The 17,087-nt window shown below is 59.5% G+C and carries 18 protein-coding genes and 1 pseudogene; 13 read left to right on the forward strand and 6 right to left on the reverse strand.

The features are described from left to right. The first annotated feature begins 44 nt into the window (after positions 1 to 44). Both lapG and lapD read left to right on the forward strand, forming a co-directional pair. Positions 45 to 737: a cysteine protease LapG gene (gene lapG, locus FQ185_RS05265; RefSeq protein ID WP_149416575.1), complete on the forward strand. Its 693-nt coding sequence runs from the start codon at positions 45 to 47 to the stop codon at positions 735 to 737. A 14-nt stretch (positions 738 to 751) separates the two neighbouring features. After that, positions 752 to 2,698 carry a cyclic di-GMP receptor LapD gene (lapD, locus tag FQ185_RS05270; protein ID WP_149416576.1) on the forward strand — a complete coding sequence of 649 codons (1,947 nt, stop codon included), beginning with the start codon at positions 752 to 754 and terminating at the stop codon, positions 2,696 to 2,698. 58 nt (positions 2,699 to 2,756) lie between these two features. On the opposite strand, the gene FQ185_RS05275 is transcribed toward lapD, so the two are convergent. Then, positions 2,757 to 3,122, reverse strand: a complete 366-nt coding sequence (locus tag FQ185_RS05275; RefSeq protein ID WP_149416577.1) for a tryptophan synthase subunit beta — start codon at positions 3,120 to 3,122, stop codon at positions 2,757 to 2,759. A gap of 228 nt (positions 3,123 to 3,350) precedes the next feature. Between FQ185_RS05275 and FQ185_RS05280 the strand changes: the two genes are divergently transcribed. From FQ185_RS05280 to FQ185_RS05320, 9 genes and pseudogenes are all read left to right on the forward strand, one after another. Then, positions 3,351 to 4,238 carry a TauD/TfdA family dioxygenase gene (locus FQ185_RS05280; RefSeq protein WP_149416578.1) on the forward strand — a complete coding sequence of 296 codons (888 nt, stop codon included), beginning with the start codon at positions 3,351 to 3,353 and terminating at the stop codon, positions 4,236 to 4,238. A gap of 17 nt (positions 4,239 to 4,255) precedes the next feature. After that, positions 4,256 to 5,281, forward strand: coding sequence for an ABC transporter substrate-binding protein (locus FQ185_RS05285; RefSeq protein ID WP_149416579.1), 1,026 nt, complete (start codon positions 4,256 to 4,258; stop codon positions 5,279 to 5,281). Between the two features lie 5 nt (positions 5,282 to 5,286). Next, on the forward strand, positions 5,287 to 6,147 hold the full coding sequence (locus tag FQ185_RS05290; RefSeq protein WP_149416580.1) for an ABC transporter ATP-binding protein: 861 nt from the start codon (positions 5,287 to 5,289) through the stop codon (positions 6,145 to 6,147). A 20-nt stretch (positions 6,148 to 6,167) separates the two neighbouring features. After that, a complete protein-coding gene (locus FQ185_RS05295) occupies positions 6,168 to 7,034 on the forward strand; it encodes an ABC transporter permease (protein ID WP_149416581.1) in 867 nt (288 codons plus the stop codon). Between the two features lie 202 nt (positions 7,035 to 7,236). Next, positions 7,237 to 8,157, forward strand: a complete 921-nt coding sequence (locus FQ185_RS05300; RefSeq protein WP_149416582.1) for a LysR family transcriptional regulator — start codon at positions 7,237 to 7,239, stop codon at positions 8,155 to 8,157. A gap of 220 nt (positions 8,158 to 8,377) precedes the next feature. After that, positions 8,378 to 9,916 carry an MFS transporter gene (locus tag FQ185_RS05305; RefSeq protein ID WP_149416583.1) on the forward strand — a complete coding sequence of 513 codons (1,539 nt, stop codon included), beginning with the start codon at positions 8,378 to 8,380 and terminating at the stop codon, positions 9,914 to 9,916. Between the two features lie 26 nt (positions 9,917 to 9,942). Further along, a complete protein-coding gene (locus FQ185_RS05310; protein ID WP_149416584.1) occupies positions 9,943 to 11,007 on the forward strand; it encodes an HlyD family secretion protein in 1,065 nt (354 codons plus the stop codon). Further along, positions 11,004 to 12,590 carry an efflux transporter outer membrane subunit gene (locus FQ185_RS05315; protein WP_149416585.1) on the forward strand — a complete coding sequence of 529 codons (1,587 nt, stop codon included), beginning with the start codon at positions 11,004 to 11,006 and terminating at the stop codon, positions 12,588 to 12,590. Before FQ185_RS05310 ends, FQ185_RS05315 begins: the two co-directional genes overlap by 4 nt. Positions 12,591 to 12,915: 325 nt before the next feature. Continuing rightward, positions 12,916 to 13,233: pseudogene (locus FQ185_RS05320) on the forward strand (hypothetical protein); the annotation flags it as partial. Between the two features lie 183 nt (positions 13,234 to 13,416). Here the strand turns inward: FQ185_RS05320 and FQ185_RS05325 are convergent. From FQ185_RS05325 to FQ185_RS05335, 3 genes are all read right to left on the reverse strand, one after another. Beyond that, positions 13,417 to 13,800 carry a DUF6124 family protein gene (locus FQ185_RS05325; RefSeq protein ID WP_149416586.1) on the reverse strand — a complete coding sequence of 128 codons (384 nt, stop codon included), beginning with the start codon at positions 13,798 to 13,800 and terminating at the stop codon, positions 13,417 to 13,419. 354 nt (positions 13,801 to 14,154) lie between these two features. Then, the gene (locus FQ185_RS05330; RefSeq protein ID WP_149416587.1) at positions 14,155 to 14,913 is read right to left on the reverse strand and encodes a slipin family protein; all 759 of its coding nucleotides are present in this window, start codon (positions 14,911 to 14,913) and stop codon (positions 14,155 to 14,157) included. A gap of 2 nt (positions 14,914 to 14,915) precedes the next feature. Next, positions 14,916 to 15,446: an NfeD family protein gene (locus FQ185_RS05335; RefSeq protein WP_149416588.1), complete on the reverse strand. Its 531-nt coding sequence runs from the start codon at positions 15,444 to 15,446 to the stop codon at positions 14,916 to 14,918. Between the two features lie 197 nt (positions 15,447 to 15,643). Here FQ185_RS05335 and FQ185_RS05340 point away from each other — a divergent pair, with 197 nt between their 5' ends. After that, positions 15,644 to 16,105, forward strand: coding sequence for an aminoacyl-tRNA deacylase (locus tag FQ185_RS05340; RefSeq protein ID WP_149416589.1), 462 nt, complete (start codon positions 15,644 to 15,646; stop codon positions 16,103 to 16,105). Between the two features lie 137 nt (positions 16,106 to 16,242). Beyond that, positions 16,243 to 16,488, forward strand: a complete 246-nt coding sequence (locus tag FQ185_RS05345) for a DUF2789 domain-containing protein (protein WP_149416590.1) — start codon at positions 16,243 to 16,245, stop codon at positions 16,486 to 16,488. A gap of 3 nt (positions 16,489 to 16,491) precedes the next feature. Here FQ185_RS05345 and FQ185_RS05350 read toward each other — a convergent pair whose 3' ends face one another. Next, entirely contained in the window at positions 16,492 to 16,773 is a 282-nt protein-coding gene (locus tag FQ185_RS05350) for a type II toxin-antitoxin system RelE/ParE family toxin (RefSeq protein ID WP_149416591.1), read from the reverse strand. Continuing rightward, positions 16,770 to 17,048, reverse strand: a complete 279-nt coding sequence (locus FQ185_RS05355) for an antitoxin of toxin-antitoxin stability system (protein WP_149416592.1) — start codon at positions 17,046 to 17,048, stop codon at positions 16,770 to 16,772. The genes FQ185_RS05350 and FQ185_RS05355 overlap by 4 nt, the downstream gene beginning before the upstream one ends. Positions 17,049 to 17,087 lie beyond the last annotated feature (39 nt).

Below are 17,087 nucleotides of genomic sequence, written 5' to 3' on the forward strand. Positions count from 1 at the left end.
CCACCATCACCCCACTTCCACCTGCCTACCCTGGATGCCTTGCATTGGCGGTACGTTTTGCGATCCCTCAGACTCTGCGCTGGCTAGGCTGCGCATTGTGGCTGGCCGGCGTCATGCTGGGCGGTCTGCAGGCCGACTGGGATTTTTCCCTGATCAGTCGCCGGGCGCAGGCATTGTACGGGCCTTTGGGCGCAGGTCAGCAGCGCATTGATGCCTGGCAACATTTGCTGGCCACGCAAAAGCAGGTCGGCGAGCTGCAACAGCTCAACGTGGTCAATCAGTTCTTCAACAAACAGATGCGTTACGAGGAAGACATCGACCTGTGGCACACGGTCGATTATTGGGAAACCCCGATCGAAGGCCTGTGGAAGGGCGCTGGCGATTGCGAAGACTATGCCATCGCCAAGTATTTCAGCCTGCGCCATCTCGGCGTTTCCAGTGACAAGCTGCGCATCACCTACGTAAAGGCTTTGCGCCTGAACCGCGCGCACATGGTGCTGACCTACTACTCAAGCCCGGATGCCATGCCGCTGGTACTCGACAGTCTGATTGATGCGATAAAGCCTGCCAGCCAGCGAGCCGATCTATTGCCGGTCTACTCTTTTAATGCCGAAGGGTTGTGGTTACCGGGCGCCAAGGGCAACAAAAAGGTCGGTGACACCAAACGACTTTCCCGTTGGCAGGATGTGTTGAAAAAAATGCAGGCAGAAGGTTTCCCGGTCGAGACGACTAACTAGGAGCACGCGCTCAGATGTCTTTGTTCAAACAGCTGTTGATCGCTATTTGCCTGTTCCTGGTGGTCGCCTTCACCGGCAGCTTCATGGTCAGCCTGGAGAGCTCGCGCACCCAATACGTCAACCAGTTGCGCTCCCACGCCCAGGACGCCGCGACGGCGCTGGCGCTGTCCCTGACGCCAAACATCGACGACCCGGCGATGGTCGAGTTGCTGGTCAGTTCGATCTTCGACAGTGGCTATTACGCGAGCATTCGGGTGGTCGATCTGGCTAACGATAAGACGATTGTCGAGCGCAGTGGCATCCCGGCGGTGAACAACGTGCCGGACTGGTTCGTCAACCTGATCGGCCTCGAATCCGCTGGCGGCGATGCGATCGTCAGTCGTGGCTGGGAACAGGCCGCGCGGGTCGAGGTGGTCAGCCACCCGATGTTTGCGCTGGCCAAGCTTTGGCAGAGTGCGTTGGGCAGCCTTGGCTGGTTGTTGCTCTGCGGTGCGGTAAGCGCGGCACTGGGCGCGCTGTTGCTGCGCCGGCAATTGAAACCGCTGGATTATATGGTGCGCCAGTCCCACGCCATCGCTCGCCGGGAATTCCTCAGCCTGCCAGACCTGCCGCGCACACCTGAATTGCGCCGTGTGGTACAGGCCATGAACCAGATGGTCGAGAAGCTCAAGGCGTTGTTTCAGGAACAGGCCGAGCGCAGTGAAAAACTGCGGGTCGAATCCTATGAGGACAACCTCACGGGCCTGGCCAACCGGCGCTATTTCGAGATGCAATTGAACGCGCGGGTGAGCAATCAGGAGCAAGCCAGCTCGGGTTATCTGCTGCTGTTGCGGGTCAAGGATCTGGCCGGTTTGAATCAACGTTTGGGCGGTCAACGCACTGATGACCTGCTTAAAGCGGTCGGCGAACAATTGTCCCGCGAGTGTGCCAGGTACCCGGAAACGCTGAACCTCGTCACGCGCATTCGTGGCGGCGAATTTGCCGTCCTGGCGCCGGGACTGGTGCGCGAAGAAGCGCTGCAACTGGCGCAGAACCTCGACAGTGCCTTGGCCAGCCTGCATGCGACCGGCGCCACCGACGTGGCTTCAGTGGCCTCTATCGGGCTGGCACCGTTCGTTCATGGCGACTCACCACAAGCAGTGCTCGGGTTGGCGGACCAGGCGTTGGCTCAAGCCGAAGGCCAGGGTGATTCGAGCTGGGTCTGCGTGGATCACAGTGCATCGGCCAGTGTTGGCGATGACCACCATGCCTGGCACAACTTGCTCGATCAGGCGTTGAGTCAGCAACGATTCGAGCTGTATTTTCAACCGGTGGTGGCCGTTCAAGACACTGGGTTGGTGTTGCACTACAAGGTCCTCTCACGCTTGCTCGACGATCAAGAGCAGATCATTCCCGCCGGACGCTTCCTGCCGTGGCTCGAACGTTTTGGCTGGACCGCGCGGCTGGACCGTCTGATGTTGGAGACGGTACTGGAGCAGATGGCCGACCACGAAGAGTCGCTGGCGCTGAACCTGTCTTCGGCAACGTTGGCCGATCCGCAGGCACTGAATAAAGTCTTCGAGATTTTGCGCTCGCATTCAAATCTCGGGGAGCGATTGACGCTGGAAATCGGCGAAGAGCAATTGCCTGAGCAAGCGGTGCTGGAAGAGCTGACGCGACGTTTGCGTGAACTCGGGTTCTCCCTGAGCCTGCAGCACTTTGGCGGGCGGTTCAGCATGATCGGCAACCTGGCGCGGCTTGGGTTGGCGTATCTGAAAATCGACGGCAGCTACATCCGCGCGATTGATCAGGAGAGCGACAAGCGCCTTTTCATCGAAGCCATTCAACGCGCGGCCCACAGCATTGATCTGCCGTTGATTGCCGAGCGGGTCGAGACTGAAGGGGAGTTGGCGGTGATTCGCGAGATGGGGTTGTATGGGGGTCAGGGGCGGTTGTTTGGTGAGCCGAAGCCTTGGCGTTAGCCCATTGATCGTCTTGATCGTTCCCACGCTCTGCGTGGGAACGATCCAGGTGAGAACGTCAGATCAACCCATCCTCATCATCATCGACCAAATGGCTCAACCCGCCCAATGCCTCACGGGCCTGGGTCCGGTCCATGAGCTTGGCTCGTGCAGGGGCTGGCAGGTCGGTGACGAGGATCACGCCTTTGCTGATCAGCACCTGAATCAAGTCGTCGAGTACCCGGATCATTTCCAGGTCGCTCTGCTTCAGTTGCTTGAGTTGTTTGATTTGCTGAAGTTGTTTGAGGCGGGTGGCCATGACTTCACTGGTGAACCAGTCCTGGAGATCAGGGTGGTCGGCCGGCAGCGTTTCCGTGGATTCGGCGTAGGCTTCGGCTTCCACGCGCGTCAGTTGGCCTTCTGTATTGCGTTGCACGTAGAACATTGAGCATCCCTCAGCAGTGGAGCCGCGTCATCCTGTCAGCAGCATAGGCGAAATAAGCCATATGGTTATTCGCTAACGGTATTTAAATTTCAGTTCTTATATCTATAAAGTCATCCTTCTGCGTACCTGCCGACCAATCGGCGCGCCGCACGACACGAACCAACACGGGACCTCCGTGAGTTTCTGATCGACGCGCGCTCTTGAGCGCGCCGTGCGTGGGAGTGATTTATGTCAGTAATCTCTTTATCTCAAAGCATCGCGCCACAATTTTTCGACGTTCGCCCGTTCAGCGGCGCGGTCGGTGCCGAAATCATCGGCCTCGACCTGTCCCGCCCGCTCAATGATCAGGACTTTGCCCGCATCCACCGCGCGCATCTGGATCATCACGTGGTGGTGTTCCGCGATCAGCGCATTTCCCCCGAGCAACAGATCGCCTTCAGCCGCCGGTTCGGCGTGTTGCAGATCCATGTGCTCAAGCAATTTTTGCTGACCGGGCATCCGGAAATTCTCATCGTTTCCAACATCATCGAAAACGGCCAATCCGTCGGCCTCGGTGACGCCGGCAAGTTCTGGCATTCCGATCTTTCTTATAAAGAGCTGCCGAGCCTCGGCTCGATGCTCCACGCCCAGGAATTGCCGTCCGAAGGCGGCGACACGCTGTTCGCCGACATGCACAAAGCCTGGGACAACCTGCCCGAAGCGTTGCGTAAAGCCGTCGAAGGTCGCTCGGCGGCGCACTCCTACACGGCGCGCTACAGCGAGACCAAATTCGAAGGCAACTGGCGCCCGACGCTGACGCCTGAACAGCTCGCCCAAGTTGCCGAAGTTGTTCATCCAGTCGTACGCACCCACCCGGAAAACGGCCGCAAGGCGTTGTTCGTCAGTGAGGGCTTTACCACCCGCATCGTCGGTTTGCCGGAAGACGAAAGCAAGCAACTGCTCGACGAGCTCTACGCCCACAGCGTGTTGCCGCAAAACATCTACCGCCATCAATGGCAGCCCCATGACCTGGTGTTCTGGGACAACCGCTCGCTGATCCATCTTGCCGCCGGATGCCCCAGCCATCTGCGCCGCAAGCTGTATCGCACCACCATCCAGGGCGATGCGCCTTACTGATTTGTTGGAGAAGCCTCATGTCCAAACGTCTTTCATTTGTACCGCTGGCCGCGGCCATCGGCCTGGGTTTCAGCCTGATTGCCGGCAGCCTGGTAGCGCCGACCGTGGCCCACGCCGAAGGTGAAATCCGCATCGCCGAACAGTTCGGCATCGTTTACCTGTTGCTCAACGTGGTGCGCGATCAGAACCTGATCGAGAAGTACGGCAAGCAGGAAGGCATCGACATCAAGGTCGACTGGACTCAACTCTCCGGTGGCGCGGCGGTCAACGATGCGTTGCTCTCCGGTTCGATCGATATTGCCGGCGCCGGCGTCGGCCCTCTGCTGACGATCTGGGACCGCACCCACGGCAAGCAGAACGTCAAAGCTGTCGCCTCCCTCGGCAACTTCCCGTACTACCTGGTGAGCAATAATCCCAAGGTCAAAACCATCGCCGACTTCACCGAGAAGGACCGCATCGCGGTGCCGGCGGTTGGCGTGTCGGTGCAATCGCGCCTGCTGCAATACGCCGCCGCCAAGCAGTGGGGCGACAAGGAATTCAATCGCCTCGACAAATACACCATCGCCGTTCCGCACCCCGACGCTACAGCGGCGTTGATTGCCGGTGGGACCGAGTTGACCGGGCATTTCTCCAACCCGCCGTTCCAGGATCAGGCGCTGGCAAACCCTAACGTCCACGTCGTGCTCAATTCCTATGACGTACTCGGCCCGAACTCGCCGACCGTGCTGTTCGCGACCGAGAAATTCCGCGACGAGAACCCGAAAACCTATAAGGCCTTTATCGAAGCCCTGACCGAGGCGGCGCAGTTTGCCCAGAACGATAAAGGCGCAGCGGCCGACACTTACATCCGCGTCACCAAAGCGAAAATCGACCGCGCGGCGTTGCTGAAAATCATCGACAACCCGCAGTTCGAGTTCAGCATCACGCCGAAAAATACCTACCCGCTGGCCGAGTTTCTCTATCGCGTCGGCGCGATCAAAAACAAACCGGATTCGTGGAAGGACTACTTCTTCCAGGACGCCAAACCACTGCAAGGGAGCTGATCGAGATGAACGCCCCTTTGCAAGGCCACACGGTCAGCAATCCGATCACGGCAGCCCAGGCGCTGCTGTCGGTCGACAATGTCAGCCTCGAATACCGCACGCCGCAGCGCGTGGTTCGAGCGACCCACCAAGTCAGTTTTGAAATCGATCCGGCGGACCGCTTTGTACTGCTCGGTCCGTCCGGTTGCGGCAAGTCGACCTTGCTCAAGGCGGTTGCCGGATTCATCCAGCCTTGCGAGGGCGAGATTCGCCTGCAAGGGCGAACCGTCAACGCGCCGGGGCCCGACAGGATCGTGGTGTTCCAGGAGTTCGATCAGCTGCCGCCGTGGAAAACCGTCAAACAGAATGTGATGTTTCCACTGCTCGCCTCAAAAACCCTCAAGCGCCGCGAGGCTGAAGAACGAGCGCTGCACTACCTGGAAAAAGTCGGCCTGGCAGCGTTTGCCGATGCTTATCCGCACACCTTGTCCGGCGGCATGAAGGCGCGTGTGGCGATCGCTCGGGCATTGGCGATGCAGCCGAAAATCCTCTTGATGGACGAACCCTTCGCCGCGCTCGACGCACTGACTCGCCGCAAGATGCAGGAAGAGTTGCTGCTGCTCTGGGAAGAGGTGCGTTTCACGCTGCTGTTCGTCACGCACTCCATCGAAGAGGCGCTGGTGGTGGGTAATCGCATCTTGCTGCTGTCGCCGCATCCGGGTCGCGTACGGGCCGAAGTCCACAGCCATCAATACGATTTGCACAGCCTGGGTGGGGTGGCGTTCCAGGAATCGGCGCGACGGATTCATCGGTTGTTATTCAATGAAGGACCGTCCGCGGAACCCGAGCGTGAGCTGGATTTCGCCGACATTCGCATCGCTTATTGAGCCATTGAGAGGAGTGCCCGATGAGCCATTTATCATCTGCACGTGAAGCATTCGAAACCGTCCTGCAGCCGCTCACGAGCGTGCCGCTGGAGCGTGAATTACCGCTTGGCCAGCGTCTCTGGCAACAGAGCTGGTTGCGTAAAAGCCTGATCCTGATTTTGCTCGCGGTGCTGTGGGAGGTGGTCGCCCGTGTTCAGAACAACGACCTGTTGCTGCCGAGTTTTGTGCAAACCGCCAGTGCCCTGTATGACGGTCTGCTCAGCGGCGAGTTGCTGGGCAAGGTGTGGATTTCGCTGGTGGTTTTACTCAAGGGTTACTTGATCGGCATCGTTCTGGCGTTTGCCCTGACCACCCTGGCCGTGTCGACGCAGTTTGGTCGCGATCTATTGAGCACGTTGACCTCGATGTTCAACCCGCTGCCGGCGATTGCGCTGTTGCCGTTGGCGCTGTTGTGGTTCGGGCTGGGGCAGAACAGTTTGATTTTCGTGCTGGTGCATTCGGTGCTTTGGGCCTTGGCCTTGAACACCTATGCCGGGTTTCTCGGTGTCTCGGAAACCCTGCGCATGGCGGGACGAAACTATGGCCTCAAGGGCATGCGTTTTGTGTTGTTCATTCTGATCCCGGCAGCGCTGCCGTCGATTCTCGCCGGGCTGAAAATCGGTTGGGCCTTTGCCTGGCGCACGCTGATCGCGGCTGAATTGGTGTTCGGCGCTACCAGTGGCAAGGGTGGACTGGGTTGGTACATCTTCCAGAACCGCAATGAGCTGTACACCGACAAGGTGTTTGCCGGGTTGGCGGTGGTGATCCTGATCGGTTTGCTGGTGGAGAACCTGGTGTTCAACACACTGGAGCGGGTGACGGTGAAGCGTTGGGGGATGCAGCGCTAAGTTCTGCGGTGTCTGGTTCGACCCCATCGCGAGCAGGCTCGCTCCCACAGTGGATCTTGAGCGGATACAGATTTTGTATTCGACACAGAACCCAGTGGGAGTGAGCCTGCTCGCGATGGGGCCAGGCCAGCCAACACATCAGCCGGGAGATGTTTGCTAGCATTGCGTCTGGATCAATCCAGATCAGACACGAGTGCTCAGCATGCAACTCCCGGACATGAACCTGTTGGTCGCCCTCGACGCCTTGCTTGACGAGGGCAGTGTGGTGGGCGCGGCGCGGCGGATGAACCTCAGCCCGGCGGCCATGAGCCGGACCCTGACGCGGATACGCGAAGCCATCGGCGATCCGATTCTGGTGCGCGCCGGCCGTGGTCTGGTGCCCACACCCAAGGCACTGGCGTTGCGCGAGCAAGTGCGGAATGTGGTAGAGCAAGCCGCGCTGCTGTTCCGTTCCGCTGATGAGGTGGAGCTGGGTTCGTTACGGCGGCGTTTCAGCATCCGCGCCAATGACTTTTTCGTTGGTGTATACGGCGGCAAGTTGTTCGACACCCTTGATCGTCAGGCCCCGCATTGCGAACTGCGCTTTGTGCCTGAAGGCGATGGCGATGATGAAGCGCTGCGCGAAGGGCGCATCGACCTGAGCATTAGCAATACCCGGCCGCTGACCCCGGAAGTGAAGATTCAGAATCTGTTCTCCACGCACTTTGTGGGCCTGGTTCGCGAGGACCATCCGCTGTTCGACGAAGAGATCACCGCCGAACGCTACGCCGGTTTTTCTCATATCAGCATGTCCCGTCGTGGCATCGCCCGTGGCCCCATCGATACAGCGCTCAATGCCTTGGGGCTGGAGCGGCGGGTGGCGGTGATTGCGCCGAGTTTCCATGCGGCGATGTTCGCCTTGCCTGATTCCGACCTGATTTTGCCGGTGCCCAAGGAGGCGCTGTTGAGCGTCCGGCGCTTGGGATTGAAGCTGCGCTCATTCACGCTGCCGATTCCCTTGCCCACCCTGATGCTGACCCAGGCCTGGCACCCGCGTTTCGACAAAGACCCGGCCCATCGCTGGCTGCGCGAAACCCTGAAAGCCTGTTGCGACGAGACATGGCTGGCCGCACAGCCCACCTGAAGTTGAACGCTGTCCCCCTGTGGGAGTGAGCCTGCTCGCGATAGGGCCATAACATTCAACATTTATGCTGACTGATCCAACGCTATCGCGAGCAGGCTCGCTCCCACAGGGTTCTGTATTGCTGCATGGGGCGCACTTATAACCTGCCGATAAGTCAATTTTCGTCAAGCCCCGCGCTCCCTAAAATGCTTCGGTATTCAAATCCCGGAGCTCGCAGTACATGACTTCCCTCATGGTCACGGCACCTCTCGCCGCGGCCAACCCGGCGCCCGTTGTAACACCACCGGTCTTCGGTCCCCGGATCATCATCGGTCTGGTGGGCGTTTTGCTGGCGGTGCTGGCGTCGGGCCTGAACGAGATGGTGACCAAAGTTGCCCTGGCCGACATTCGCGGCGCGCTGGCCATCGGCTATGACGAAGGCACCTGGCTGGTCGCCAGCTACACCGCGACCTCGGTAGCGGCCATGGCCTTCGCGCCGTGGTGCGCGGTGACATTCTCGTTGCGGCGTTTCACTCTTTGCGCCATCAGTGTGTTCACCCTGTTGGGTGTGCTCTGCCCGTTCGCCCCCAGTTACGAAAGCCTGTTGGTCATGCGCACCTTTCAGGGCCTGGCCGGCGGCGCGTTGCCACCGATGTTGATGACCGTCGCGCTGCGTTTCTTACCGGCCGACGTGAAGCTCTACGGTCTGGCCGGTTATGCGTTGACGGCAACCTTCGGCCCCGGCCTCGGCACCCCGCTGGCCGGGTTGTGGACCGAATACGTCGGCTGGCAATGGACCTTCTGGCAAATCATCGTGCCGTGCCTGATCGCCATGGCGGCGGTGGCCTACGGCTTGCCCCAGGACCCACTGCGCCTTGAGCGCTTCAAGCAATTCAACTGGCGCGGCTTGCTGTTGGGTTTTCCGGCCATCTGCATGCTGGTGATCGGCATCCTGCAGGGCAATCGGCTGGACTGGTTCGAGTCGAATCTGATCTGCGGACTGCTTGGTGGTGGGTTGTTACTGCTGGTGCTGTTTTTGATCAACGAGTGGTCGCAGCCGATCCCGTTTTTCAAGATGCAGATGCTCGGCATCCGCAACCTGTCGTTCGCCCTGCTGACCCTGGCCGGCGTCCTGGTCGTGCTGCTGGCAGTGATCATTATTCCGTCCAACTACCTGGCGCAGGTGCAGGGTTATCGCCCGGTTCAGACCGCGCCGATCATGCTGTTGGCGGCGCTGCCACAGTTGATCGCGCTGCCGTTGGTGGCAGCGTTGTGCAACCTGCGCTGGGTCGATTGCCGCTGGGTGCTGGGCATCGGCCTGAGCATGCTGGCGTTGTCGTGCATCGGTGGGTCGCAGCTGACGTCGGTGTGGATTCGCGACGACTTCTACGTGCTGCAACTGCTGCAAATCTTCGGTCAACCCATGGCAGTGCTGCCGCTGTTGATGCTCGCCACCGGCAGTATCAGCCCAATGGAAGGGCCGTTTGCTTCAGCCTGGTTCAACACCGTGAAAGGCCTGGCGGCCGTGATCGCCACCGGCGTGCTGGAAGCGCTGACCACTTCAAGGCTGCATTTTCACTCGACGATGCTGGTGGACAGCCTCGGCAATTCACCTCTGGTCGACAGCGACAGCGCAGGCCTTGCCCACCGGCTGCATGAGCAGGCCGTGGTGCTGACGGCATCGGATCTTTATCTGTGCATGACCGGTATCGCCCTTGCGCTGATCCTGCTGATTTTCTGGCTGCCGACGCGGACCTATCCGCCGCGTGCGCCAACTTGAATGCTTCACTGAAACAGAAGGTTTTTATGACGACTCATGCAAAGCAAAAAGTGGCTGTCGGCGTTGCCGCAGCGTTAGCGGTGGGCGTGCTGGTCTATCTGCTGGTACCAGGCCTGTTTGGCAAGCGTACGCAGCAGACCACCAACGACGCCTTCATCTCGGCGGACTTCACGCTGGTGGTACCGCGCGTTGCCGGGTTTATCAAGGAAGTGCTGGTGGAAGACAACCAGCAGGTCAAGGCCGGGCAGTTGCTGGCGTTGATCGATGACCGCGATTTACGCGCCGCCGCTCAAGCTGCGGACGCCGAAACCCTGGTGGCCAGGGCACAACTGCAACATGCGCGGGCGACCCTTGAACGTCAGAGTTCGGTGATCGCTCAGGCACAGGCAACGGTCGTGTCGGCCAAGGCTGAAATGGCGTTCGCCGAGCATGAGTTGAACCGATACAACCACCTCGCCGGAGTCGGTGCTGGTACCGTGCAAAATGCTCAGCAAGCACGTACACGCATCGATCAAGCCACCGCTCGACTGGCCAACGTCACGGCGGTGCTGGCGGCGGAACGCAAGCAGGTTGATATCCTCACGGCCCAGCGTGACGCGGCCGAAGGCGAACTGAAACGGGCGCAAGCGGCGCTGGAAATAGCCAGTTATGAGTTGTCTTACACGCGCATCGTCGCGCCGCAGGACGGCATGGTCGGCGAGCGCGCGGTGCGTGTCGGTGCCTATGTCACGCCGGGCAGCAAGATGCTGGCGGTGGTGCCGCTGGCACAGGCTTATGTGGTTGCCAATTTTCAGGAGACTCAACTGACTGATGTGCAACCGGGGCAGGACGTGCAGGTTCGCGTCGACAGTCTCGGCGGTGAGGTGTTGAGCGGTCGCGTCGAAAGCATCGCACCGGCCACTGGCGTGACGTTCGCCTCGATCAAACCAGGCAACGCCACCGGCAACTTCACCAAGGTGGTGCAGCGGATTCCGGTGAAAATTGTTCTGGCGCCGGGTCAACCGTTGGTTGAGCGGTTGCGGGTGGGGATGTCGGTGGAGGCGAGTGTTGATACGGCTAGCGCCACATCGCGTGAGGTTACTCAGCGATGAAGATCTTTGTTGACCGGGCTGACGTCTTCGCGAGCAGGCTCGCTCCCACAGTGGGTCTATGCAATGCACACAATCTCTGCACAAAAGGATATCCCCTGTGGGAGCGAGCCTGCTCGCGAAGAGGCCTTTTGCCTCGACTCACCCTTTGTGCCTTGCTCGCGATAAGCCTTTCAGCCTGCACCGTCGGCCCGGACTTCCACAAACCCCATCCTCAGCAAGTCACCGAATGGTCAAAACCGGTCAAGGCTGCCGACAGCCAAGCCGTCGCCCAGACCATGGACGAACGCTGGTGGGAGGTGTTCCACGACCCGAAACTCTCGGCCCTGACCCAACGCGCCCTGACCGATAACCTCGACCTGAAACTCGCCAGCAGCCGCTTGCAGCAAAGCCGCGCTGTGCGTCAGGTAACCACTGCCGACCGCTATCCCAATACCGCCGCCACTGGCAGCTACGGGCGCAGACGCAATAGCGGCGAAGGCTTGAACGATCCGTCGGGCAACAATGGCGACTCAGCGTTCAACCTGTGGGACGCAGGCTTTTCGGCCTCTTGGGAATTGGATTTCTGGGGCCGTGTGCGTCGCGAAACCGAAGCGGCCGATGCCACTCTTGAAGTGGCAGAAAACGACCGCCGCGGTGTGCTGTTGTCAGTGCTCGCCGAAGTTGCGCAGGACTACATTCAGCTGCGTGGCGCACAAAATACGCGAGCGGTTACCGAACAGAACCTCGATGTCGCCCGCCACAGTTTGAAACTCTCGCAACTGCGCTTGGCCGACGGTGTCGCCACCGATCTGGATGTCGCCGAAGCCGCCGCGCAAGTCGCGGCCATCGAATCGCGCCTGCCAGCGCTGGAGCAGCGTCAGTCGCAACTGATCAACGCGCTGAGCTTGCTGATGGGCGAGCCGCCCCAAGCGCTATCGGCCGAGTTATCCACTGATGCCCCTGTGCCACAAACTCCGCGTCAGGTCGCCATCGGCTTGCCGTCGCAACTGGCTGAACGCCGCCCGGACATCCGCCGGGCCGAAGCCCGCCTGCATGCCGCCACCGCAAGCATCGGCGTCGCCAGGGGCGATTTCTATCCGCGCATCACGCTGTCAGGCAATGTCGGGTCCCAAGCCATGCAGCTGGCTGATTTCGGTTCGTGGGGCTCACGCTCGTTCGGCATCGGCCCGCAATTCAGCCTGCCGTTATTCGACGGTGGTCGCCTGCGCGGTGTGCTGAACTTGCGAGAAGCGCAACAACAGGAAGCCGCTATCGCCTACCAGCAAACCGTACTGCGCGCCTGGCATGAAATCGACGATCAACTGACCGCCTACAACGCCAGCCAATTGCGTCGCGACAGCCTCGCCGAAGCGGTGCGCCAAAACCAGATCGCCCTGCGTACCGCGCAACAGCAATACGTTGAAGGGGTGGTGGATTTCGTTAACGTGCTGACGGTGCAAGGCGAATTGTTGGCGACTCAGCAGCAATGGGTCGAGAGCTCGACCGGGGTTTCGCTGGCGATGGTGGGGTTGTACAAGGCGTTGGGTGGTGGATGGGAGTCGGTGTATCCGGCGGCAAACGCCGTTACCAATAATCCGGTTTGACCGCTGAATCACGCCACGCCAGAGCGTAGTTGATGCGCATGGCTGCCATGTCGTGGGTCGTAAAGCCAGCATCGACGACGGCGCTACGGCTGTCCTACAGTGATTGCCTGCTCCAGGTTTTTTCACCGGCAGTCTCGAGGGGAGGCAATGGAGGCGCGGCCATCTGGGGCGACGAAGGGTCCAGCCTGCTGCTGAGCCAATATTCATTGGCCGGAATCTGGGTACACGCGGCCCATGACGTGCACCCGCCGCTGTATTTCCTGCTGCTGCATGGCTGGGTCGGGTGGTTCGGCGATGGTGTTTTTTCGATCCGCAGCCTCAGCGTGACCGGATCGTCACCAGCGACATGCTCTGGTATCTCAGTTATGTCTATTACAACCGCACCGACGCCAAACCGCTGTTGTACACCCCGCCGTTGCCAAATGGCGCCTCGAGTCGGCCGAATGCCTATGGTTTTGGCACGCTGGTTGCCCAGGATACTTACCTCGACAGCCTCGCCACTTTGCCAACAGGCACTGGCCGGGTGTGGTTGGTCGGCACTGTCGATGTGCCGGACGAGTTCGCGCCGTTGCCCGAAGGTTGGCAGCGTGTTGGCGAAACCCAAGCGGGAGGCGCCAACGCGCGCTTGTTCGTGTTGCATTGAGGCGCGAAAGCCTTATGAAGCGCTAGTTGCCAAGTCATGTATCAACAGCACTGACGCCATCGCGAGCAGGCTCGCTCCCACAGTTGATCTTCAGTGAACACAGCTTCTGTGTACGACCGAGATCCAATGTGGGAGCGAGCCTGCTCGCGATGGCGGTGGTCAATTCACCACAAACCTGTCCGGCTAAACCTTGACCCGAGCCTGCATGATCTCCGACTCCTCCCAATGATCCAGCGCCCGCTCTACGAGCAATTGCACGCCATCGGCCATGCGGCTGAGCGCCAGGGCTACCGAGCGCCGTGTCCCGTCCACATCGTCTGCCAGATTGGCAGCGATGGCGCTGATGGACAGCAGGTCTTCGGAGGCGTTGGCCAGTAGGGTTTCGGTGTTGACTTCGGGGGCGACGGTGAAGAGGTTGCCTTTGCGGTGCCTGGGCGGCTTTTCGGTGGTCGGGGGGAAGTAGTGGGCGAAGGCGCGTTCGGCGGCTTCTTTGAGTTTTTCGGCTTCGAGTGGATCTTGGGAATCGGTTCCAGAGTTCTCTGGAGGATTCGGCGTTGGTTTGAACATGGTCTGACCTCATTATTTAAAAGGCACTGACCCGGTTCGCTTGCACGCGAAGTAGGGTGGCAGCTATGTGCGGGGTGCAAGACCGAGTAAACGCCAGACCAACAAGCCTCGGCAGACCCGAAGGTCTCCCGCACAAAGCCGCCATAAAGCGAATACAGCGAGCACAAAGTGCTCGACGAATGCCTACGCGAAATTGGTCAACGTTTTACCCGGACTTGCACGTCCGTGTCACCGCTTTTTCAGTGACAAAGCCAGACTAGACCCGGGTTCGGACCGGAACAAGTTCACCAACACCGCTACAACTTGAAGGAAATCTCCGATGGAGTTACCGGACGTTGGTGTCTGTAAGAAAGGTCACTCTTTGGACGACAAATCCGCCATCCCCTTGAGCAATTCGATCGGCAGCGGAAAGACAATGGTCGACGTCTTGTCCCCGGCAATCGAGCTCAACGTCTGCATGTACCGCAACTGCATCGCCCCTGGCTGACGCCCAAGCATCTCGGCAGCCTGCATGAGTTTTTCCGAAGCCTGCAATTCACCTTCGGCGTGAATGACCTTGGCCCGGCGTTCCCGCTCGGCTTCGGCCTGTTTGGCGATGGCGCGGACCATCGATTCGTTGAGGTCCACGTGCTTGATCTCGACGTTGGCGACCTTGATGCCCCAGGCGTCGGTCTGGGCGTCGAGTACTTGCTGGATGTCGATGTTCAACCGCTCACGCTCGGCCAGCAGTTCATCGAGCTCATGTTTACCGAGCACCGCGCGCAACGTGGTCTGGGCCAATTGGCTGGTGGCCATGAGAAAGTCTTCAACCTGAATAATCGCTTTCTGTGGATCGAGGACGCGGAAATACAACACCGCGTTGACCTTGACCGAGACGTTGTCGCGGGTGATCACGTCTTGTGCCGGCACGTCGAGGACGACGGTGCGCAAGTCGACGCGAACCATTTGCTGGACCACCGGAATCAGCAGGATCAGGCCGGGGCCCTTGACCTGCCAGAAGCGCCCGAGCTGGAACACCACGCCGCGCTCGTATTCGCGCAGGATGCGGAAGGTCGACCCCGCCAGTGCAATCAGCAATAACAGCAGCGCGGCAAAACCCAGTTGCAGGCCCATAACTATTCTCCACTCGGCGCCGCGTCAGCCGCGGCCACTTCCAGCAGCAATCCCTTGCGTGCCACCACCCGGACCTTTTGCCCGGGTTGCAGCGGCGTGGCGCTGAGTACTTGCCACTTTTCACCTTGCAGGTGCACCCAACCGTTGTAGGCATTGCCGGCCAGAGACATCACCGGGGCCACGCTACCCACCAGCCCTGCATCGCCACTGACGTTTTCGCGCGGTCGGGTTTTCAGGGCGTGGATCAGCAGGAAAATCAGCAGCAGTGCACTGATCAGTCCCAGGCCGATCATCAACGGAACAGGCACCTCGGTGTTGGTCATGATCACCGCGCCGATCACGAACATCACAATGCCGCCCAAACCGATCACGCCGTAATTGGGCAAGGCCGCCTCGGCGATCAAAAACGCGATGCCGAACGTGATCAGCCAGATCCCGATAGGGTTGGGCGCCAGCAGGACGACGGTGTCCGCCGCGAATACCGATCCGCTCAGGGCCAACAGCAGCGCAACTGCACAGCAACGAATGTTCACGTGACCCTCCGGCCAATCATTGGGGGTTCTGTATACAGTCTAGCTGAGTGCTTAATTGTACGAATTTTGATCAGTTGTCGACGTTGGCCGACGGGCAGATTTCCCGCCGGTTTGCGCCAGCGGGCCTAGACTTTCAAGGGAGAGAAAAGGTTTAACTATCGTCCGCCCGAATGTTGTTGCGGACACCGAGGTGCATCATGCGTATGGCAAAAACTGTGCAGAGCAGCCTTGAAAAGGCTCACTGCGAATTTGACGTCGTCACCCATCCACACTCGGCCAGCAGCCTTGAAACCGCGCGGGTTGCGGGCATTCCTGCCGAACGGGTGGCCAAATCGGTGATCCTCGACGATCACCATGGTCATTACCTGATGGCCGTGCTGCCCGCGAGTCGTCACCTGGACCTGAGCAAAATCCGCAGCAGCGGCGAATGGCAGGTCACTCGGGAAAGCACCCTGGCGCATCTGTTCCAGGATTGCGAACGCGGCGCGGTGCCTGCGTTGGGCGAATCCTATGGCATGGACATGGTCATCGACCCACTGCTGACCCGGCAAAAAGACATCTACCTGGAGGCGGGTAACCACAACAACCTGGTGCACATGAGCGTGCCGGAGTACCTGAAAATGGTGCCGCATGCTGAAGTGCGCGAGTTGAGTCAGTAGTTTTGCGGCGTCAGTTACATCGCCATCGCGAGCAGGCTCGCTCCCACAGTTGAGCGCGATTCCATGTGGGAGCGAGCCTGCTCGCGATTGACTGCGCAGCAGTCACCCAATCATTTGCCATGAAAAAGGAGCCCGATATGGAATCCCCAACCCACAGCCTCCCCAACCTGTTCAAACAACTCGGCCTGCCTGATGACGCCGAAAGCATCGACAAATTCATCGCCACCCATTCACCGCTCAAACCCGAATTGCATCTGGCCGATGCATTTTTCTGGAGCGAGGGCCAAGCGCAGTTATTGCGGGAGGAGATTCTGGATGATGCAGATTGGGCGGAGGTGGTGGATCAGTTGGATGTGCTGTTGCGGAAGGGGCGAGGGGCCTGAAAGTCAACTGTTTGGTGGCCACTGTCGGGATGTATGGACTAGGGCAAGTATCCAGATTGCATCCGATTCTGGCTGATAAACCACACGATAACTTTGATGGGGAATCAACTCGCGAGTGCCTGTAATGATTCCGACAGGGCCGCTTTCAGGAAACTGAGAAATACGAGATATCGCATCAATGAAGCGGTTGTCCATTTCGAGGGCGGCTATCGCGTTGACGGAATGCAGGTAATCCCAGATGTCTGCACGATCCTGTGCGGCTGCGGGCGTCCAGATTATTTTCATCCTTTCTTGGTTACCTGCGCACGCCTGGCGGCGAATTGTGCTTCAACTTCCTCATTGGTCAAGCCTTCACCAGCTCGCATGGAAATACGTGCATTGTCGACTTTGCGTTGCAAGAACGCTTCGTACTCGCGCGACTCTCGTTGTGTTTGAACGAACTGACGCATCATTTCCCTGACGATTTGCGATGCGGGGCGATGAGAGGCTTCAGCTTCGGCCATGAACTCTTCTCGCAGCTCTGGTTCAAGTTTCATCGTGAAAACAGCTTGTTTAGACATTTTCATATCCTCGATTCGAATACTGACGAAGTATATACG

It is taken from the genome of Pseudomonas sp. ANT_H12B (assembly GCF_008369325.1).
Classification (GTDB): Bacteria; Pseudomonadota; Gammaproteobacteria; order Pseudomonadales; family Pseudomonadaceae; genus Aquipseudomonas.

Bases quoted from the DNA above. Each gene is read 5' to 3' on its own strand.
- lapD (WP_149416576.1), top strand. From the start codon at position 752: ATGTCTTTGTTCAAACAGCTGTTGATCGCTATTTGCCTGTTCCTGGTG.
- FQ185_RS05275 (WP_149416577.1), bottom strand. From the start codon at position 3,122: ATGTTCTACGTGCAACGCAATACAGAAGGCCAACTGACGCGCGTGGAA.
- FQ185_RS05280 (WP_149416578.1), top strand. From the start codon at position 3,351: ATGTCAGTAATCTCTTTATCTCAAAGCATCGCGCCACAATTTTTCGAC.
- FQ185_RS05285 (WP_149416579.1), top strand. From the start codon at position 4,256: ATGTCCAAACGTCTTTCATTTGTACCGCTGGCCGCGGCCATCGGCCTG.
- FQ185_RS05290 (WP_149416580.1), top strand. From the start codon at position 5,287: ATGAACGCCCCTTTGCAAGGCCACACGGTCAGCAATCCGATCACGGCA.
- FQ185_RS05295 (WP_149416581.1), top strand. From the start codon at position 6,168: ATGAGCCATTTATCATCTGCACGTGAAGCATTCGAAACCGTCCTGCAG.
- FQ185_RS05300 (WP_149416582.1), top strand. From the start codon at position 7,237: ATGCAACTCCCGGACATGAACCTGTTGGTCGCCCTCGACGCCTTGCTT.
- FQ185_RS05305 (WP_149416583.1), top strand. From the start codon at position 8,378: ATGACTTCCCTCATGGTCACGGCACCTCTCGCCGCGGCCAACCCGGCG.
- FQ185_RS05310 (WP_149416584.1), top strand. From the start codon at position 9,943: ATGACGACTCATGCAAAGCAAAAAGTGGCTGTCGGCGTTGCCGCAGCG.
- FQ185_RS05315 (WP_149416585.1), top strand. From the start codon at position 11,004: ATGAAGATCTTTGTTGACCGGGCTGACGTCTTCGCGAGCAGGCTCGCT.
- FQ185_RS05325 (WP_149416586.1), bottom strand. From the start codon at position 13,800: ATGTTCAAACCAACGCCGAATCCTCCAGAGAACTCTGGAACCGATTCC.
- FQ185_RS05330 (WP_149416587.1), bottom strand. From the start codon at position 14,913: ATGGGCCTGCAACTGGGTTTTGCCGCGCTGCTGTTATTGCTGATTGCA.
- FQ185_RS05340 (WP_149416589.1), top strand. From the start codon at position 15,644: ATGCGTATGGCAAAAACTGTGCAGAGCAGCCTTGAAAAGGCTCACTGC.
- FQ185_RS05345 (WP_149416590.1), top strand. From the start codon at position 16,243: ATGGAATCCCCAACCCACAGCCTCCCCAACCTGTTCAAACAACTCGGC.
- FQ185_RS05350 (WP_149416591.1), bottom strand. From the start codon at position 16,773: ATGAAAATAATCTGGACGCCCGCAGCCGCACAGGATCGTGCAGACATC.
- FQ185_RS05355 (WP_149416592.1), bottom strand. From the start codon at position 17,048: ATGTCTAAACAAGCTGTTTTCACGATGAAACTTGAACCAGAGCTGCGA.